This is a genomic window from Streptosporangium lutulentum (assembly GCF_030811455.1).
Lineage (GTDB): Bacteria > Actinomycetota > Actinomycetes > Streptosporangiales > Streptosporangiaceae > Streptosporangium > Streptosporangium lutulentum.
This window is the reverse complement of sequence record NZ_JAUSQU010000001.1, coordinates 4,103,079-4,121,281: the sequence shown is the minus strand read 5'-3', so window position 1 is coordinate 4,121,281 and position 18,203 is coordinate 4,103,079. Positions and strand designations below refer to the sequence as shown.

At 67.8% G+C, this 18,203-nt stretch carries 18 protein-coding genes; 12 read left to right on the top strand and 6 right to left on the bottom strand.

Annotated elements, in window-relative coordinates:
- Nucleotides 1-135: 135 nt before the first annotated feature.
- From J2853_RS18430 to J2853_RS18405, 6 genes are all read left to right on the top strand, one after another.
- The gene (locus J2853_RS18430; RefSeq protein WP_307559555.1) at nt 136-1,488 is read left to right on the top strand and encodes an extracellular solute-binding protein; all 1,353 of its coding nucleotides are present in this window, start codon (nt 136-138) and stop codon (nt 1,486-1,488) included.
- The gene (locus tag J2853_RS18425) at nt 1,485-2,408 is read left to right on the top strand and encodes a carbohydrate ABC transporter permease (protein WP_307559554.1); all 924 of its coding nucleotides are present in this window, start codon (nt 1,485-1,487) and stop codon (nt 2,406-2,408) included. Before J2853_RS18430 ends, J2853_RS18425 begins: the two co-directional genes overlap by 4 nt.
- 2 nt (nt 2,409-2,410) lie before the next feature.
- Nucleotides 2,411-3,328 carry a carbohydrate ABC transporter permease gene (locus J2853_RS18420; RefSeq protein WP_307559552.1) on the top strand — a complete coding sequence of 306 codons (918 nt, stop codon included), beginning with the start codon at nt 2,411-2,413 and terminating at the stop codon, nt 3,326-3,328.
- Between the two features lie 677 nt (nt 3,329-4,005).
- Nucleotides 4,006-4,719, top strand: coding sequence for an SDR family oxidoreductase (locus tag J2853_RS18415; RefSeq protein WP_307559550.1), 714 nt, complete (start codon nt 4,006-4,008; stop codon nt 4,717-4,719).
- A gap of 229 nt (nt 4,720-4,948) precedes the next feature.
- On the top strand, nt 4,949-5,413 hold the full coding sequence (locus tag J2853_RS18410; protein WP_307559548.1) for a winged helix-turn-helix transcriptional regulator: 465 nt from the start codon (nt 4,949-4,951) through the stop codon (nt 5,411-5,413).
- A gap of 63 nt (nt 5,414-5,476) precedes the next feature.
- Nucleotides 5,477-6,217, top strand: a complete 741-nt coding sequence (locus J2853_RS18405; RefSeq protein WP_307559546.1) for a hypothetical protein — start codon at nt 5,477-5,479, stop codon at nt 6,215-6,217.
- 356 nt (nt 6,218-6,573) lie between these two features.
- On the opposite strand, the gene J2853_RS18400 is transcribed toward J2853_RS18405, so the two are convergent.
- Both J2853_RS18400 and J2853_RS18395 read right to left on the bottom strand, forming a co-directional pair.
- Nucleotides 6,574-7,170: a hypothetical protein gene (locus tag J2853_RS18400; protein ID WP_307559544.1), complete on the bottom strand. Its 597-nt coding sequence runs from the start codon at nt 7,168-7,170 to the stop codon at nt 6,574-6,576.
- Entirely contained in the window at nt 7,167-7,682 is a 516-nt protein-coding gene (locus J2853_RS18395) for a hypothetical protein (RefSeq protein ID WP_307559542.1), read from the bottom strand. The genes J2853_RS18400 and J2853_RS18395 overlap by 4 nt, the downstream gene beginning before the upstream one ends.
- 494 nt (nt 7,683-8,176) lie before the next feature.
- Between J2853_RS18395 and J2853_RS18390 the strand changes: the two genes are divergently transcribed.
- The 3 genes from J2853_RS18390 to J2853_RS18380 all read left to right on the top strand — a co-directional run bounded on the left by J2853_RS18390 (nt 8,177) and on the right by J2853_RS18380 (nt 10,816).
- The gene (locus J2853_RS18390; RefSeq protein WP_307559540.1) at nt 8,177-9,466 is read left to right on the top strand and encodes a hypothetical protein; all 1,290 of its coding nucleotides are present in this window, start codon (nt 8,177-8,179) and stop codon (nt 9,464-9,466) included.
- Between the two features lie 104 nt (nt 9,467-9,570).
- Nucleotides 9,571-10,149: a hypothetical protein gene (locus J2853_RS18385; protein WP_307559538.1), complete on the top strand. Its 579-nt coding sequence runs from the start codon at nt 9,571-9,573 to the stop codon at nt 10,147-10,149.
- A gap of 154 nt (nt 10,150-10,303) precedes the next feature.
- Nucleotides 10,304-10,816: a hypothetical protein gene (locus tag J2853_RS18380; RefSeq protein WP_307559536.1), complete on the top strand. Its 513-nt coding sequence runs from the start codon at nt 10,304-10,306 to the stop codon at nt 10,814-10,816.
- A 71-nt stretch (nt 10,817-10,887) separates the two neighbouring features.
- Here J2853_RS18380 and J2853_RS18375 read toward each other — a convergent pair whose 3' ends face one another.
- A complete protein-coding gene (locus tag J2853_RS18375) occupies nt 10,888-11,232 on the bottom strand; it encodes a hypothetical protein (RefSeq protein WP_307559534.1) in 345 nt (114 codons plus the stop codon).
- 437 nt (nt 11,233-11,669) lie between these two features.
- Here J2853_RS18375 and J2853_RS18370 point away from each other — a divergent pair, with 437 nt between their 5' ends.
- On the top strand, nt 11,670-13,139 hold the full coding sequence (locus tag J2853_RS18370; protein WP_307559532.1) for an MDR family MFS transporter: 1,470 nt from the start codon (nt 11,670-11,672) through the stop codon (nt 13,137-13,139).
- Between the two features lie 103 nt (nt 13,140-13,242).
- On the opposite strand, the gene J2853_RS18365 is transcribed toward J2853_RS18370, so the two are convergent.
- The 3 genes from J2853_RS18365 to J2853_RS18355 form a co-directional block, all read right to left on the bottom strand.
- Nucleotides 13,243-14,106 (bottom strand): LLM class flavin-dependent oxidoreductase, encoded by an 864-nt coding sequence (locus J2853_RS18365; RefSeq protein WP_307559530.1) that lies wholly within the window; start codon nt 14,104-14,106, stop codon nt 13,243-13,245.
- Between the two features lie 444 nt (nt 14,107-14,550).
- The gene (locus J2853_RS18360; RefSeq protein ID WP_307559528.1) at nt 14,551-15,705 is read right to left on the bottom strand and encodes an RtcB family protein; all 1,155 of its coding nucleotides are present in this window, start codon (nt 15,703-15,705) and stop codon (nt 14,551-14,553) included.
- Between the two features lie 422 nt (nt 15,706-16,127).
- Nucleotides 16,128-16,649: an ATP-binding protein gene (locus J2853_RS18355; protein ID WP_307559526.1), complete on the bottom strand. Its 522-nt coding sequence runs from the start codon at nt 16,647-16,649 to the stop codon at nt 16,128-16,130.
- A 325-nt stretch (nt 16,650-16,974) separates the two neighbouring features.
- On the opposite strand from J2853_RS18355, the gene J2853_RS18350 reads away from it, so the two are divergent.
- Both J2853_RS18350 and J2853_RS18345 read left to right on the top strand, forming a co-directional pair.
- Complete coding sequence (locus tag J2853_RS18350) at nt 16,975-17,460, top strand: STAS domain-containing protein (RefSeq protein ID WP_307559524.1); 486 nt, start codon at nt 16,975-16,977, stop codon at nt 17,458-17,460.
- A complete protein-coding gene (locus J2853_RS18345; protein WP_307559522.1) occupies nt 17,460-18,185 on the top strand; it encodes a GAF and ANTAR domain-containing protein in 726 nt (241 codons plus the stop codon). Before J2853_RS18350 ends, J2853_RS18345 begins: the two co-directional genes overlap by 1 nt.
- The last annotated feature ends 18 nt before the right edge of the window (nt 18,186-18,203 follow it).

Below are 18,203 nucleotides of genomic sequence, written 5' to 3'. Positions count from 1 at the left end.
AAATGTTTCGACATGCCGGGCTCAAGAAGAGTGGATGCCTGGCAGCGGAGGTGCTGATCTAGGACCGACGACCACCGCCACTGATGTTTCACATGGAGCCGCGCCCAGCTCGGCATTCGACATACGGAGATCAGCGTGGAGTCAAAGACACCATCTCGCCGCACCTTCCTCAGCCTCTCCATGGGCATTCCCCTGGGAGCCGCGCTGGCGGCCTGCGGCACTTCCGGTCCCACCCCGGCAGGGGGCGGGGCCAGTGCGAGCGGCGGGAACGCCGCGAACAAGGCCAGCTACTGGTTCCTTTCGGTCCAGCCGCAGGAAGGCGTGCGCACCAGGGCCGTGGAGCGGTTCAACAAGGCCAACCCCAACGAGCAGATCGCTTTCACGGCCATGCAGAACGACGCGTACAAGACGAAGATCAAGACGGCGATCGGAGCGGGCCAGGCCCCCACCATCATCTGGGGCTGGGGCGGCGGGACCCTGCGCACGTACGTGCAGGCCGGCCAGGTGGAGGACCTCACCCCCTGGTTCGAGCAGAACCCCGCCGTGAAGGACCGGCTGTTCGCCTCCTCCTTCGGGGCGGCCACGATCGACGGCAAGATCTACGCGATGCCGGCCGAGACCATGCAGCCCATCGTCCTATACTACAACAAGAAGATCTTCGACCAGGTGGGCGTGCAGCCGCCGGAGTCGTGGGGCGACATCATGGCCCTGGTCCCCAAGTTCAACGCCGCCGGCATCGCCCCGTTCTCCCTCGGCGGCCAGTCCCGCTGGACGAACATGATGTGGCTGGAGTTCCTCTTCGACCGCATCGGCGGCCCCGAGGTGTTCCAGGCCGTGTTCGACGCCAAGAAGGACGCCTGGTCCCACCCCGCCGCCCTCGACGCCCTGACCAAGCTGCAGGACCTCGTCAAGGCGGACGGGTTCATCAAGGGCTTCTCCTCGATCACGGCCGACTCCAACGCCGACCAGGCCCTGCTGTACACCGGCAAGGCCGCGATGATGCTGCACGGCGGCTGGACGTACGGCGGCATGAAGACCGACGGCGGTGACTTCGTCTCCGGCGGCCACCTCGGCTACATGAACTTCCCGCCGGTCGAGGGCGGCAAGGGCGACCCCAGCAACACCGTCGGCAACCCCGGCCAGTACCTGTCGATCTCCTCCAAGGCGACCCCCGAGCAGAAGGAGGTCGCCAAGAAGTTCTTCGCCACCGCCGTGCTCAACGATGAGGACGTCAAGGAGTGGGCCGGCACGGGCGCGGTGCCGATCGTCAACGGCGCCGACAGCGCGTTCGCCGCCTCCGAGGACGCGGACTTCCTGAAGTTCGTCTACGGCATCGCCAGCAACGCCAAGGCGTTCGCCCAGTCCTGGGACCAGGCGCTCAGCCCCGCCGCGGCCGAGGTGCTGCTGGACAACATCGCCAAGCTGTTCCAGCTGTCGATCACACCGGAGCAGTTCGCGTCCAACATGAACGCGGTCATCGGCAGTTGAGCGCGCTCGCCACCCCCGTTCGGAGGACGCCGCCGGCCGCCACGCGAAGGACCCGAGGCGGCGTCCTTCCGTGGCTGGCCGTGCCGGCCCTGGCGCTCTTCGTCGCCTTCGGGGTGATTCCGCTGGTCGGGGTCCTGTTCCTCAGCTTCACGTCCTGGGACGGGCTCGGCGAAATCCAGATGTCCGGGTTGACGAGCTGGCGGGCCGTGCTCGGTGACCCCGGCCTCATGCACGCGCTGTGGGTGACGCTGCTGGTGATGGTCGTCTCCTGGGCGGTTCAGACCCCGGCCAGCATCCTGCTCGGGGTGTTCCTGGCCGGGCGCCAGCGCTACCGCGCGGTGCTGGCGGTGCTGTATTTCATCCCGTTGCTGCTCAGCCAGGCCGCCATCGCCATCGCCTACAAGGCGCTGCTCGATCCGAACTTCGGGCTCGGTGCCGGGCTGGGCGTCGATCTGCTCATACAGGACTGGCTCGGCGAGCCCGTCCTCGCCTTCAGCGTCGTGATCTTCGTGGTGTCGTGGCAGTTCATCCCCTTCCACTCGCTGATCTACCAGGGCGGAGTGCGGCAGATCCCGCGCTCCCTGTACGAGGCCGCCGAAATAGACGGGGCGGGCCGCGTCCGCAAGTTCTTCAGCATCACGCTGCCGCAGCTCAAGTACACGATCATCACGTCCTCCACCCTCATGGTCGTCGGGTCCCTGACCTTCTTCGACCTGATCTTCGTACTGACCGCGGGCGGCCCCGCCGACGCCACCCGGGTGCTCGCCCTGGACATGTACAAGCGCGGGTTCCAGGCCAGCCTCATGGGACCGGCCAGTGTCATCGCCGTCATCCTCGTCCTCGTGGGCCTCGCCCTCGCGTTGCTCCTGCGGCGGCTCGGCGGCCGCGACGCCAACGCAAGTCAGCTGGAAGGGGCCTGACCATGAGCTTGACCCACACGACGAAGCTCCGGCGGGCCGAGACGCTCGAATCAGAACCACACGGGCACCGCCGCCGGCGCCGGCGGCGGCGGCGTCCGGGCAGCGACGGCCCCAACTGGCTGGGCGGGGCCGTGAGCTGGCTGTGGCTGGCGATCGTGATCGTGCCGATCTACTGGATCTTCATCACCAGCTTCAAGGCGCAGAGCAGCTACTACGCCACCAACCCGCTGGCGCCGCCCACCGAGCCGACCCTCGACAACTACCGGCTGGTCGTCGAGTCCGACTTCCCGCTGTACTTCCTCAACAGCCTCATCGTGACCGTCGGCGCGGTCGTCCCGGCGGTCGCGGTCTCGTTCATGGCGGCGTACGCGATCGTCCGGGGCGGCGGCCGCCGCTTCCTGCGGGGGGTGAACTCGCTCTTCCTCATGGGGCTGGCCATCCCGCTGCAGGCCACCATCATCCCGGTTTTCCTGATCATCATCCGGCTGCGCCTCTACGACTCGCTGCTGGGACTGGTCCTCCCGTCCATCGCCTTCGCGATCCCGCTCTCGGTGCTGATCCTGGCCAACTTCATCCGTGACGTGCCCAAGGAGCTGTTCGAGTCGATGCGGCTGGACGGTGCGGGCGAGATCGCGACGCTCTGGCGCCTGGCCCTGCCGCTCACCATGCCGGCCGTGGTGACGGTGACGATCTACAACGCACTGACGATCTGGAACGGGTTCCTGCTGCCGCTGGTCCTCACCCAGAGCCCCGACAAGCGCACGCTGCCGCTCGCGCTGTGGAGTTTCCAGGGGCAGTACAGCGTGAACGTGCCCGCCGTACTCGCCTCCGTCGTATTGACCACGATCCCCATCCTGGCCATGTACGTGATCGGCCGCCGTCAGCTGCTCAGCGGCCTGACGGCCGGGTTCAGCAAGTGACCGCACCCGCCCCGCCCGCCGCTCGACGCCGGAGGCGCGTCACGGGACGGGCGTGACGGCGGGTCCGGTCATCGCGATGCGTGACGCCGCCTGGCCCCGGCGGTGCGTCCGAAGCGGGAGCGCTCGCAGCCGCGGATGAGGGGCCTCCGGATGGCGCGGTGAGAGCCGTCTCATCGCGGGTTCTCCCCGGCCGGGCGTCCGCCGATCCCGGAGTCCGTCCGGGATCGGCGGACGCCCGGCCTTCTCCGGATAAGCCCGGCGTTCGGTGCCCGATCGGTGGCGCCCGCCCGGCGTCCGATCCGATGGAGCCGAAGCCGCTGGGGCGGCGGCCGTACCGGTGCGGCCGGAAAAGCCCGCTCGGCCCGATCCGCGCGGGGGAGACGACCTGGCGGCGCAGGATCGCGGCCTCAGGCCGTGACACCAAAATCTTCACCTCCTTCGAGGCATAACTCCGTGCGAAAAGCGTCAATCAGCCGAGCAACCGGGCCATCGGTGGATATAGGCGTAGGGACACGAGTGCTGAGGGTGGAAGGCCAGGTCGGATGCCCACGTGAGTTCCGGCACTGCGCACGCGGTCTGCCGATCGACATCCATGCCGGGCGCCCCCCTGAGTTGCGTATGCCTATTCAGGCAGGCTAGGTTCTGGATAGGTATTCAGGATCCAGAAGGAGGCGCACGTGGACATTCAGAACGCTGTCGCACTGGTGACAGGGGCGAATCGCGGTTTGGGACGGCACCTGGCAGAGGAACTGCTCAAGCGCGGAGCCAGGAAGGTGTACGCCGGCGTCCGGCGTCCGGCTTCGGTCGACCTCCCGGGAGTCGTGCCGCTTCAGATGGACATCACCGATCCCGCTTCCGTGGCGCAGGCGGCGAAAGGCGCGCCGGACACCACACTGCTGATCAACAACGCCGGCATCAGCACGCACGTGGGACTGATCGACGGCGACATCGCGGACATCAGGCGCGAGATGGAGACGCACTTCTTCGGGTCTCTCGACGTCGCCCGCGCCTTCGCCCCCGTCATCACCGCCAACGGAGGCGGGGCGATCCTCAACATCCTGTCCGTCCTGTCCTGGGTGCACTACCCGGCGTACGGCGGCTACAGCGCGGCCAAGGCCGCCGAGCTGGCGATGACCAACGTGATCCGGCAAGAACTGGCCCCTGCCGGTATCGACGTCACGGCTCTCCACGTCGGCTACATGGACACGGACATGGCCGACTACGTCGACGGCTCGGACAAGGTCGATCCCGCCTGGGTGGCGAGCCTGGCCCTGGACGGTGTTCAGGCGCGCGCCCTCGAAGTGGTCGCCGACGACAAGAGCCGCAACGCCAGGGCCGCGCTCTCCGGCGGGCTGGACCAGCTCTACCCCGGTCTGCCCGCGGCCCGGTAGCTCCTGTTCCGAGATGGGGCGGTGACAGCGAGACGCCGCGGGCCGGCCTGTGAGCCACATGCCCATACGGCCGGCCGGGTCGTCATGAATGCCGCGCCGGCCGCCGAGGGGGATGTCGTGAACGCCGCGCCGCGGCGGATCGTCGTCGCACCCTCGCCCTGATCCGCGTTGTCGCGTTGATCGAGCACCACTGGGTAGGAATGTGCAACTCAGGGGCTAGAATAGCGCCATGGGTACTGTCAATGTCAATCACAAGACAGAAGAGGTGTGCTCGATCGCGCGCACGCTCGAAATCGTGGGCGACAAGTGGACCTTCCTCGTTTTGCGAGAGGCCGCCTTGGGGAAGGTGACCCGGTTCGCGGATTTCCGCGACGGACTCGGGATCGCCCCGGACGTGCTCAGTAACCGCCTGAACATTCTCGTGGACGCGGATGTCATGGAGAAGCAGCCCTATCGAGAGCCGGGCGCCCGGACCCGGTACAGCTACCACCTGACTCCGGCCGGCGAACAGCTGCTCCTGGTGCTCGCCGCGCTGCAGCAGTGGGGCGACGAGAACAGGCCCCCGACCTCGGGACCAAGCGTTCTCAGGCGTTCGGCGGACCACGGACGACCAGTGCGCGTGGCGTTCGTCGACGACACCGATGCCGTCATCCCCGCCGACGGGGTGGTGTTCCCCTTCGCCGGATCCGCCTGACCTCGAACGACACCGGCTGAACCGCCTGAGGGAAACGTACGTTTGTGGGGCATGAGACTACGAATGACCCTGCTTGTGGCGCTGCTGTCCCTGACAGCGGCCTGCGGAGGGGCGGAAGCGGATATGACGGCGACCCCGGCCGACGCCGAGCCGGCGAAGCCGGTCGCCTTGTGGGGCGCCGAGGGCGGGTTCGTGACCGCGACCACGAACGTGCTGCGTCCGCCGAGGGTGGTGCTGTACAGCGACGGCTTGGTGATCGTTGACGCGAGCAGGCAACTGAGGCTCGCCGAGGCCGAGACGGGCGAGACGGTCGCGTCGATGGAGACATATCTGACCGGGCAACCGCCGACCGCGGAGCCCAAGCCGGGCGCGCCGATGGTGACGGACGTGCCGACCACCGTCCTCGGGGTGCGGGGGAAGGACGGCAAGCTGCTGGAGGTCCGGGCCCCGGCCCTGGACCAGGTCGCGGGCTTCTACCCGAAGGGGCTTTCGGAGGCGAGGAAGCTGATGGACGGCTTGGCGACCCGGGCCACCGCCGAGGGCACCGACTATGTCGCCACCCGCGTCCGAATGGTCGCCGAAGGGGCCGCGTCGGCGGAGGACACGCCGGCGCCGTGGCCCGCGGGGGTCCCGGAGCCTTCGGGCACGGTGGACCCGATCTGGCAGAAGGACATCGAGGGGGCGGCGGTGAGCGCGATCACCAAGGCGGTGCCCGCCGGGCAGGGGCACGGCCGGCCACTCTTCAAGACCGGTTCGGGGGCACTCTTCGTGCTCTCCTGGCGGTACCTGCTGCCTGACGAATAGCAAGGGCCGATGGCGGGGGCTCACGGCCACCCGCCACGTCCTCGTCCGCCGGACGCACGGACCATGACGACCGGCAGGCCGAAAACATCGGCATGAAGCCCGGCCGTGCCGCCGACGGGTGCCGAAAGCGGGCGGCGTAGGGGCCGCTGTACCGATCGGGAAATGCGGGCGTGACCTGGTGGCGGCCGTTTGTCCAGGTGACAGCCTTGAAGGATGAGTCGATCCGACAGGGCCGGGGGACTGTCCGCAGCCGAGCGGCAGCGGCCGCGGTTCCGGGCCGCGGACATGTCCCCCGGGGAGGTCCGTCCATCACGAGTGAACCACGGGAGACCGGACATGGTCGGCCGTACGGCCGGTCAGATCGGAATGCGATACAGCCGCCGGGTGGCGTCGAGGTACCGCTCGTCGATGAGACGCCCGGAGACACGACCCGCCAGGATGAGCCAGTTGTCCAGCCACAGTCCCAGACTGCCCACCGGCTTGGCCGGACCTCCGGTGAACACGTCGATCAGGCCGGGGCGGCTTCGCGTGAGGCCTTCGACGTACTCGTGGAAGGGCCAGCCGGGTTCGGCGATGGCGACCGGGCTTTGCCGCCCGGCGGTGACCCCGTCCGAATAGTACAGATCGTGCACGCCCAAGCCATGGGGCTCCCACACGACCTGGACGAACCTGCGCCCACTGGCGGCCAGCAGGTCGGTGCGCGGACGCGGCCCGGCGATGGTGACGGCGTGGGTCCAGCCGGGGGCGTGCTCGCCGAGCCAGACGAGTTCCTTGAACGCGTACGGCTCGTACTCCCGCATCGCCTCGTCGAGCCCGCAGGGCACCGCCGCCGCCGGGTCGGAGCCCAGGATGCGGGCGATCTCGTCGGGGTCGTCGCCCTCGATCCAGGTTCCGGCGAACATGTCATCGAACCCACGCGCCGAGAGCAGGGCCCACTGTTCTCCGTACGTCATGAGGCTCTCGCTTTCATCGGGACCCGGCACAGGGTTCGTCGTTCGGCGAGCCAGTCCTGGTCGATGAACCGGCCGGTGACCCGCCCGATGGCGATCAGGTGGGGGTCGAGGTCCTCTTCGCCGCCTTGGTCGTCGTTGAGCTCCAGGTCGTCGAGCCCCTCCTCGTCATAGAGGCCGCTGACGCCGTAGAACTCGTCGATCTCCCGCGCGTAGCAGAAGTCGAAGACCCGCCGGCCCGGCAGGTTCAGGTCGGACCCCATGCCGGTGAGCACCAGAGCGAACGTCCAGCCAGGCGAGTGCCCGCCCATCCAGAGGATGAGGGTACGCATGTCCATACTGTTCCAGCGCAGCGCGGTGGCCAGATCGCATTCGAGCGTTGCGGCGGGGTCGATCCTCAACTCGGCGGTGATCGCGTCGAGGTCGTCGCCTTCGATCCACACCGCCTGGAAATCCTGCCGCAGCCCTGCGGCGGTCAGCAGCTCCCACTGACTCTCTTCAGGAAACAGTTCCATTCAGCACCTCAAGCCAGGAAACAGTGGAAGGCATCGTATTCCGATCAAGGAGTGCGGGCGCGGTGTAAGTGACTTTTGATTTTTGTGCGCAGCGGGCTGCGTCCGCGGAGGCGGTGCACGCGGCTCGGCGGTCACGGTCGATGACCCGCATCACGCTTCTCCGCGTGAACGCTGAGGCCGTCAACTCGTGCGGACGGCACCCAGAATGTGATCTTCCTAACGGAAGTGCTGACACCGTCCCCGGATGTGAGTGGACATCCGAGGAAGGCGGTCAAGAGCGAGGTGTCTCCGAACCGGCCTTTCCGGCACCGTCTCGACCTTGCTGCGGATCAGATGCCCAGGCAAGTACCGTCGTCGCTCCATGTCCGCAGGCCAAGGAAGATCACCAACAGCATCCGTCTCGAGATGGATGCGGCGCGTTCCCTTGCGAAGCATGTTGATCATCGGGGTGAGAGACGTCCCACCGACGGTGCCCACCGGGCTAAGATCATCGGATGTCCGAGCCGCCGTTAACCATGCGTCAGGTGCTGCGATGGTCGCGTCGACTGGTCGCCGTCGTGGTCAGCGTCTGCGCGCTGGCGGCCGCGGTGCGACTGGTCGCGCCGGCCACCGCGGGGACGACCGGTGAGCCGGCCGGGGTCCAGCGGCAGTTGGCGTTCCTGCGCTCGGCGTTGGACGGCGGTGCCGGCGACGAGGCGCAGCGTCTGTTCCCGGAGGGGTACTTCTTCCTGCACGTGCTGTACGGCCTGAGCTGGGTCGAACTCGGGATGCGCTTACCGGCCGGCGAGCGGTCGGAGCCGTTGCGACAAGCACGGTGGGCGTTGGGACGGTTGGAATCGCCATCCGGCCGCGCCCCGTTCAGCCCCGATCTCACCCCGTCGTATGGTGTCTTCTACCGCGGCTGGGGCAACTGGCTGCGTGGCGGGGTGCTGAGCCTGCAACCGGCCGGGCAACGCGATCCGACCGAGTTGCGCCGGTTCGCCGATGATTCCGCCTCGCTCGGCGTGGCGTTCGACACCTCGGCGTCGCCGTACCTGGCGGCGTACCCGGGTCAGGCATGGCCGGTCGACTCGACCGTGGCGATGGCGTCACTACGGCTGCACGATCTGCTGCTGCCGCCGCGCTTCTCCAGTACCGTCGAACGGTGGCTTCGAGAAGTACGCCAGCGGCTTGATCCACGCACTGGGCTGCTGCCGCATAGCGTCGACCCCGACACCGGCGACCCGGTCGAGATGGCCAGGGGCAGTTCACAGAGCCTCATTCAACGTTTCCTGCTCGACGTCGACCCGGTCTTCGCCGGTGAGCAGTACCTGCGCTTCCGCGACCAGTACGTCATCTCCCCGTTCGGCCTCGGGCCGGCCGTGCGGGAATACCCCGACGGTGTGGACGGTCCGGCCGACGTCGACTCCGGCCCGCTCCCACTCGGGGTGAGCCTGTCGGCGACCGCGGTCACTCTCGGTGCGGCCCAGGTCCACGGCGACGCCTCGCTGGCCGCAGCCTTGGCTAACTACGGCGAGGTGGCGGGCCTGCCGCTCGGCACCCCGTGGACCAAGCGGTACGCCTTCGGTCTGCTCCCGATCGGTGACGCGTTCCTGGCATGGTCGAAGACCGCACGGCCATGGGTGACACCGACGCCGTCCCCACCACCGGCGCGTGTCTCGCCATGGTGGTGGATGCCGCTGTTGTCGTTACTGCTCGCACTCGGCGCCGTGCCATGGCTGCCTGCGCTGGTACGGCACTACCGACGCCGCCGCGCCCGTCCCAGACCGGCCAACCGCATGTAGCGGAACCTTCACGGCGGCGCACAGAGCCGGCGATTCCGCTTTCGGTGATCGGGCCGGCTTTTCGTCTCATGAGCCGGACCGGCGCCTCGCCGTAAGATGTCCCGGTGATCGACGGTGACGACGGCCTCGCGTACGAGATGGTCTTCTCTCGCGTCGACGAGGTGATCGAGGAGTTCGCCACCAAACTCGGCGGTCAGCCGATCTGGCTGGAGGAGCCGCGATGGCCGCTCTGCGCGCGGCACGAGCGTCCGATGGGGTTCATCGGGCAGTTCAGGTTGCCCGGTGGGTCCATCCGGATGGCCTACCTGTTCATGGGTGACGGTTGCGAGGAGTCGTGGCGGCCGGAGGGGGGCGAGAACGCACTCATCGTGCAGCCGGGCCGGATCCCGCGGTTCGTCCAGACGGTCGCCACCGACCGGGGTGAGAGCCTCGTCGGCGAGCTGTTCGCCGACCTGGAGGAGGTCGAGCAGGTGGAGCCGCGTCACCGGTGGGAATCCCGTCTTCTGGGCGCTCCCACCTGGTTGCAGTTCGAGGAGTACCCGGACGGCGGTCCATGGACGTTCTTCTTCCAGCTCAGATCCTCCCAGCGGCACATGTACGAACTGAACTTCGGCGACGGCGGCATGGGCTACGGCTTCCTCAGCGCCGACGAGCAGGAGGGTCGTTTTTTATGGCAGTGCTGACCGGTTGACGCCATGGACAGGAGCGGGCGGGCGTGAGGTGGATGGCCTCTGTCTCCGTTGTCGCAAATGATCTAGGCTGGGCGCCTCCATTCACGATGAAGCGGCGGCGATCTTGCTTCCATTACCGCAGACGCCCCCGCGCTGGGGGATACCCGTGTTGACCCTGGCGGCTCTGGCGGCCCCCGCATCGCGTACCGTCTGGTGGCACCTCCAAGAATGGTCGACCTACACGAGAGGATTCACCTGCCCTCTCAGCGCGGAGTCGTACGTCCTTCAGGATGTCGGCTGGCTGACGGAGATCAGCTGGCGGACCGTTTCCGCGGAGTCGAACGGCTGGCCCACCGCCGTGATGGTGCTTGGTCTGGGTGCGGTTCTCGCCCTTCGCGGGAGGTGGGGCACGATCGCCGGCTGGGCGACGGCGGCGCTGTTCGTGGTGATCGCCGTGGTGTTCACGATCCCCTTCGCCATCGAGGTCGTCACCGATGAATGCCGGAACGCGCTTCGTTTCAGGGGGTGGAACATCATCGCGGCCGGGCCGGTCATGCATTATGTGGGCGGCGCGGTGCTGGTCGTGTTCTTGTCGCTGCTCCGGCGTGATGAGACGACCGTCATGCCCCGGCGAGGAGGACGCCGCGTCCGATTGAATGGGGCTCATGACCGCTCATGACGTGGCCCGGCTGCTGCCCGATATCCCGGTGATCCGCGACCTGTGCCGGTCCATGGCGGTGCTCGCGACCGTCACGCGCTGCCGAGTATCGCGGCGAAGGTGATCGCCTGCAGGAGGAGCTGGGTGATGGCCAACACCGGCCGGAGCCGTTTCATCGCCTGCCACCGTTTCGGAAGTACGAGTGCGAGCAGGCCGGCGGCGACACTCCCCAAGAAGGCCCACCATGCCACCGACAACAGTGCGTCCACGTTCCGGTTGCATTCCCCGTAGGTGAGGCACCGGGAAGCCTCATAGGTGCTCAGCACGAGGACCCAGGCGAACACGGTGGTGGGAATCAGGGTGCCGGTACCGATCGCCGCGCAGATGCGCCAAGGGTCCCGGTGGGCCTGGCCCGGGATGCTCACATTCGTCGTCATGGACATCAGCCAACCAGAAGTCCGATCCGCTGATCACCACGACGGCCGTCGTCACCGGGAGGATCGTGATCACAACGAATCCGTCCGCCGTGTTCGACGCCGTACCCGGGACCCGGGCGTAGACCGTTCCCCGCTGAACGCCGACGGCGACGTCCCCCGCCAGAGGCATACGGCAGGCACCGTCGGCACCCCACTGCTCCCGGTTCTCAGCGGGTGAGCGGGGTGATCGCTCCGCTTGAGAAGCGGACGGTCATCCTGCCTCGTCCGCCGGTGAAAACGAGGTGACATTTCGCGGCACTTGCCGGAATGCTGGGGGCGGGCGATGAGTTTTGTCGGTGGTGTAGGTCAGTCTTTGCATGACCACGACTTCTTGTGAGACCCGAGGCCGGGACGCCGGCCACGACCACGTCATGTCCGACAACCCCGATTGAGGTTCCGTGTTAAGCCCGCAGCTCGACTCACCCGCCAAGCCGGCGACCGCCGTTCCGGGTCGTACCCCGGCCGTGATCCGGCTGCTGGTGCTCGCCACATTCGTGGTCATTCTCAACGAGACGATCATGATCAACGCGATCCCGCGGCTGATGGGCGCGCTGCACATCACCGAGCAGACCGCACAGTGGCTCTCGACCGCCTTCATGCTGACCATGGCCGCCGTCATCCCGATCACCGGATGGTTCCTGAAGAGGGTGTCCACCCGCAGCGCGTACACCACCGCGATGGGCCTGTTCCTGTTCGGCACGGCGTTGGCCGCCGTCGCGCCGTCGTTCGAGGTGCTGCTGGGCGCTCGCATCATCCAGGCGTCCGGGACAGCTGTGATGATGCCGCTGCTGATGACCACGCTGATGCAGGTGGTGCCCGAGGCGGAACGTGGCCGGGTGATGGGCGCCGTCTCCCTGGCCATCTCGGTCGCGCCCGCCATGGGCCCGACGGTCTCGGGGGTGATCCTTCAGTTCGGGTCCTGGCGGTTGCTGTTCGCCGTGGTGTTCCCCATCGCCGCCGTGATCACATGGCGCGGCCTGAAACAGCTCAAGAACGTCGGAGAGCCCGAGCTCAGCACCGTCGACTGGCTGAGCGTGGTGACCGCGGCCCTCGGCTTCGGCGGCCTGGTCTACGGGCTCAGCCGGTTCGAGGGCGGTGACGCCCGCGTCGCCGCCGCGATCGTGGCGGCCGGCCTGGTCGCCATCGTCGTCTTCGTCTTCCGCCAGTTGTCGTTGCAGAAGCGCGGTGTGCCGCTGCTGGACCTGCGCACCCTGCGCTACCGCACCTACACGGTCGCACTGATCCTGATGTCGGTGTCCTTCATGGCGATGCTCGGCTCGATGGTCCTGCTGCCGCTGTACCTGCAGAACGTCCGCGAGCTCAGTGCCCTGCAGGCCGGACTCCTCGTGATGCCGGGCGGTCTCGCGATGGGGCTGCTCGGTCCGACCGTCGGCCGCCTGTTCGACCGGTTCGGCGGCAGGGTCCTGGTCATCCCCGGCGCGATCGGGATCACGCTCGCGCTCACCGGCTTCACCCTGGTCACGATGACCATGCCGTTCTGGCAGCTCCTCGCTCTGCACGCGCTGCTGATGGTGAGTCTGGCCGCGACCTTCACCCCGGTGTTCACTCTCGGGCTCGGAGCGGTTCCACCGCCGCTCTACTCCCACGCCAGCTCGATCCTGAGCACGCTGCAACAGGTCTCCGCGGCCATCGGCACCGCGCTCGTGATCACCGTGATGAGCGCGCGAACCGAGGCCCTGAGATCCGAGGGAGTCACGGAGGCGCTCGCCAACCTCGACGGCATGCGGCTGGCCTTCATCATCGGCGCGGTGCTGTCCGTGGCCGTGGTCGTCACCGCCCTGCTCTTGCCCGCCAGAGCGGACAGCGCCGGCGAGCGCGAGGAGACCCGGCCGATGAAACCGGCGTGACGGGGCTCCCCTCTGGCCCGCTGTTCAGCCCCCCACCATCGGCGCGAGCCGCTGTCGATGGTGGGCGGCACGATCTTCATCTTCGCCTGGCGCCGTCCGCGGCCTACATGACCGGTGGGCCTTGTTCGATGCGGCGCATCACCGGCCCGAGCTTGTCGAGGTCATCGCCCCTGATGTGCTGCCGCTCGTCCCACCACGTCGCGCCGGCGTCGGCCAGCGGGCCGATCAGGTCGCGCGCCTTGGCGGGGTCGGCCGGGCTCACACCGCCGACGACGATCTCGAAGGGGGTGCCTCGGCTGTCGTCGCGGTGCCGGTGGACGAAGGCGGCGAGGTCGCGGACCTCTTCTACAGGCGGCGGCTCGCCATGAGTGGCGGAGGCGAACAGCGGCACCGCACCGTCCCAGCGGGCGGCTCGGCGCATCGGGCGCTGACGCGGCCAGTACCCCGCGATCCAGACCGGCGGGTGGGGACGTTGCACCGTGGCGGGCAGCAGGGTCACATCGCGCACCTGGAAGTGCGCTCCTTCATGGTTCACCGGCTCGCCCGACCAATAGCGCCGCAGCAGGTCCAGCCCCTCGTCCAGGCGTTCGGCGAGCACGACCGGGTCGGTCGGCTCCCCGAAACTGCCGAACTCGTCGTCGATCGGCGCGCCCAGGCCCGCCCCGAAGATCACCCTCCCACCACTGAGCGCGTCGAGGGTGGCCACCTGGCGGGCCAGTTGCTGGGGACGCCGGCGGGCGACCGGGGTGATCAGCGTGCCCAGCCGGATCCGCGAGGTGGCCAGCGCCGCGGCGGTCAGCAGCATCCACGGATCGCCAAAGGTACGGCGGAGCTGCTTGCGGTGCACGATGTGGTCCCAGACGAACAACGCGTCCCAGCCCGCACGTTCGGCCGCCACGGCCACCGATGCGACGGTCCTGGCGTCCGCGAAGTCCCCGAAGTTCGGGATGTTGATCGAAAAATGCATCTTCACATACTCCCTCAGGTCGTTCTCACGCTCGGGAGCAGGTCCCCGTCCAGAGTTCGCCGGATTTTTGATGTTCAGCGGCTGCGCAGGGCTTTGCAGGTGTCGAGGTGGCCGTGCTACGGGGGAAACCCAGTGGCGTTGGCGAGCCGACGCGGACGGAGTGACCGCCGTTCACCGTTCCGGCTCGGCAGTTCTATGAGGGCGCGGTGCTATCGACCCCGTTGCTTCGAGGCGTCAGCCAGGCCGCTCCATTTTGTAGTTGTCTGACTACCGAGCATGGAACGCGCGCGAGATGATCAAGCGCGTGACGCGGGTGCCACCGGTGTTGGACCGTGCGCGCGATGAGCACGATTCCCGATCTCCTCATACAGGTGCTGGTCGAGAGATCGGCAAACGCGGAGCTTCGCCGCCTGTGGTTGGCGACGAGGCGCGTGGTCTACGGGGTCAGCCCTTGTAGTTGAAGATCTGGCGGAGGGTGTGCTGGATCGTGACCAGGTCCTTCTGGTCCGCCATGACCTGGTCGATGGACTTGTACGCCTTGGGGTGTTCGTCGACCAGTGCGGCGGCGCGGTTGGCGTTCCAGGTCCGGCCTTTCATGGCCTGGGTCAGTGACTCGGGGGAGAGGGAGCGGCGTGCCTGGCCGCGTGACATGCGGCGGCCTGCGCCGTGTGAGCAGGAGGTGTAGGAAGCGGGGTTGCCGAGGCCGCGCACGATGTAGGAGCGGGTGCCCATGGAGCCGGGGATCACGCCCTCGTCGCCGGTGTCGGCCTTGATGGCTCCCTTGCGGGTGATCCACAGGTTCTTGCCGTGGTGGTTCTCCTGCTGGGTGAAGTTGTGGTGGCAGTTGATCGTGCGGACCCTGGAGCCCTTACCGGCGACGCTGAACAGCGCGGCGCTCAACGTCTTGTCCATCCGGGCGCGCGAGGCCATGGCGTAGCGCTGCGACCACAGCATGTCCTCGATGTAGGCGGTGAACTCCGGCGTCCCCTGGACGAGGTAGGCCAGGTCCGGGTCCTCCAGTTCGATGAAGTAGCGCTGCATCAGCTTCTTGGCCTCGGCGATGTGCTTGGTCGCGAGCTGGTTGCCGATGCCACGCGACCCCGAATGCAGCACGGTCCACACCCGGTCCTGCTCGTCCAGGCAGACCTCGACGAAGTGGTTGCCGGATCCGAGGGTGCCGAACTGGCAGGAGACCGTCTTCTCCTGCTTGGGAGAAAGGTCGGTGTGCGGACGGTCGAGTTCGCTGAGCGCCTGGTCCACGGCCGGGTCGTCGTGTCCCTGCCCGACACCCGCGGGGATCCGCTTCTCCACCAGCGGCATCAGCGCGGCCAGGTTGTCGGGTAGGTCGGCGGCGGTGAGCGTCGTCTCGGTCGCGATCATTCCGCAGCCGATGTCGACGCCGACGGCGGCCGGGATGATGGCACCCTTGGTCGGGATGACCGATCCGACCGTCGCGCCGATCCCGACGTGCGCGTCTGGCATGAGAGCGACATGGCCGGCCACGAAAGGCAGGCGGGAGGCGCGTGCGGCTTGCTCGATGGCACCTGCCTCGATGTCACTTGCCCACGACAGCAGGTTCGGTGCGGCCTGGTTCGGCATGATGGTCTCCTTCGGGTACGAGATCCAGCTTGCCCAGGTCTGTCGCAAGATCCAACTAGTTTTCAGGCGAGCGAAGCACATCATGGGGGCTTTCCGTTCTCTCTCGGCCCCGCTGCGTCGTTTTTCGGGTGAGTTGTTGGGGCTGTCACGCCGCCCCGCCTCCGGTGCTCGGGCCTGGCGGCCCGGTGCTCCGGGTCGGGTTGCCATCGGATGACGTGGTGATGGTCCGATCGGGACGGTGACTCGTTTCGGTAAGTGGGACGGGCGACGATTGGGCGTCGGGCTAATCGGTTCTGCTTCTGATCTCCTGTCTTAGGCTGTCCTCGAACGGGGAAGCGGCGGCCGCTCCGGCCTGCAGCAGGATCAGGCGGCCCCGGTGCCGAGCATGCTGTCCAGCGCCGTCGGCTGATGTGGCGACCTGCTCACGGCGAACTCCGTCCCAGGACGGAGGCCGGGTCGTACCCGCAGGCCACAGGGGTGTTCTGTCGTGAACTCCGCTGTGGCACGGAGTTCGAGGCGGTACGGCGGGGCTCGGCCACCAGTGGCGGTGAGGCCGGGGTGTGCAGGTACATCCGCAGCCGGACGCGTGATCGTCCGCTGTCCTGGTGGATGGTGAACTCATCGCAGAGTCGGCCCATCAGCCACAATCCGACGCCCCGGCCCGCCTGATGAGATGAGCGCCAGTGGTAGACACCCTGAGGCATGAGCCGACCGGCGGTGTCGACGACGTCGACAGTCAGCTCCGTCTCGTCGTGCCAGACGGCCAGGGTGCCGCTTCCACCGCCGTGTTCCAGGACGTTGACGGCGGTTTCGTTGGCGGCGAGCAGGAGGTCCTCCAGTCGCGCTCCGGTCAACCCTGCATCCGTCGCACGGTGGTGGATCCGTTGCCGCAGGGCGGCCAGGTTGGTGGTGATCGGCCAAGGTTCTCGATGGTTGGTGCTCACACAGATCCCCTCATGCGGATGCCGTATCTGCTGGATCTCACCAGGGGCTAACGGATTCGCCTACCAGACTCAGGGCGCTTGCTGACGAACTACACGAGGGTGACTACCCGCTCTTGCCTGCTTAACCATCGGCGACCGGCAACCGCGTCCCTGCCAGGGGTATGGCGTCGGTGTGGAGATGGTCAGGCACCCAGTTGGCGAGTAGCCTGAGAGAGCGGTGTCTTTCGCTGGTGGGCCCCCGAGCCTACGGCGCCCTACTTGCATTGATCTCGTGCCGTCTTGACCTCGCGGATTGTCTCTTTGACGAGCCTCTGGGGGATCTGGCATGGACGATACCGATGGCGCCACCTGCTCACCGGTCTACGACGACGAGACGTTGCGTATCACGTCGACGGTGCACCCGCCGGGGATACGACTGGAGGGAGAGCTGGACCGTAGCGGCGTGCCCGCATTGACGGCGGCGCTGGCCGGGGCGGCCCACAGGGCGGCTCATGGCGATGGCCTGTTGTCCGTCGATCTGAGCGGGCTGGAGTTCATCGATGTGAGCGGCCTGCGCGTGCTGGTCACCGCCGGCCTCGGCCCGGGTGGTGGCAGTGCGGGTGTCGTCCGGATGGTGGCGGCCCCGGCGATGGTGCTCCGTCTGTTACGGCTCACCGGCTGGGACGAGGCGCCTGGATGGGATCCAGCGCCTGCCGTGTGCCTGGATGAGGCGCAGCTCGACGCCGACGAACACAGCCCTATCCCGGTCGCCCCGAACAACGGCCTTTTCCTGATCGCCACGAATGCCCGCGCCGTAGACGGTGGAGATTGATGGACAAGCAGCGGCCGTCAGCGGTATGGGCGGCGATCAACGCTCGCGCTCGCGATGACGGTAAGCCGGTCTCCCTCGACACGGTGTGCCTGATCTGCGTGCAAGTGCTGCGCGCCCAGGGGGTGGGCGTGGCCCTCAACGACCGGCGCATGGGTTACGAACCGGTGTACGCGAGCGGTTCCGGCGCCTATGGGCTGATGGACTTACACGTCACGCTGGGCGAGGGCCCGGGATGTGACGCGCTCGCCAGGGACCGGCCCGTGTTGGTCGGCGACCTGGCCGAGGACGGCACGCAGCGGCGCTGGCCGATGTTCGCCCCGGCCGCCGTGCAGGCAGGCGTTCGCGCGATCTTCGCGTTCCCGCTGCTGCTGGGGGCGATCTCGGTCGGTGTGCTGGAGATCAGCCGTGCCGGCGCGGGATGGCTGACGTCGCAGGAGGCGGCTGATGCGCTGGTGTTCGCTGATGCGGCGTTGCTGGTGCAGGTACAGCAACTGGCGACCCCCGACGGCGCCGCCGGGGGGTCGAAGGAGTTACGGTGGGGTACAGCCGAACGCTGGGCGGAGGTGCACCAGGCCACCGGTATGGTCGCGGTCCAGTCCCGCACCGACCTGAGCGCCGCGTTCGTACGGCTACGTGCCCACGCCTTCGCCGACGAGCGCAGCCTGCTGGAGGTGGCCCGTGACGTGGTGGCGCGACGGCTGCGATTCGAACCAGATTCGGTGTAAGGCGGCCACGGACAACGA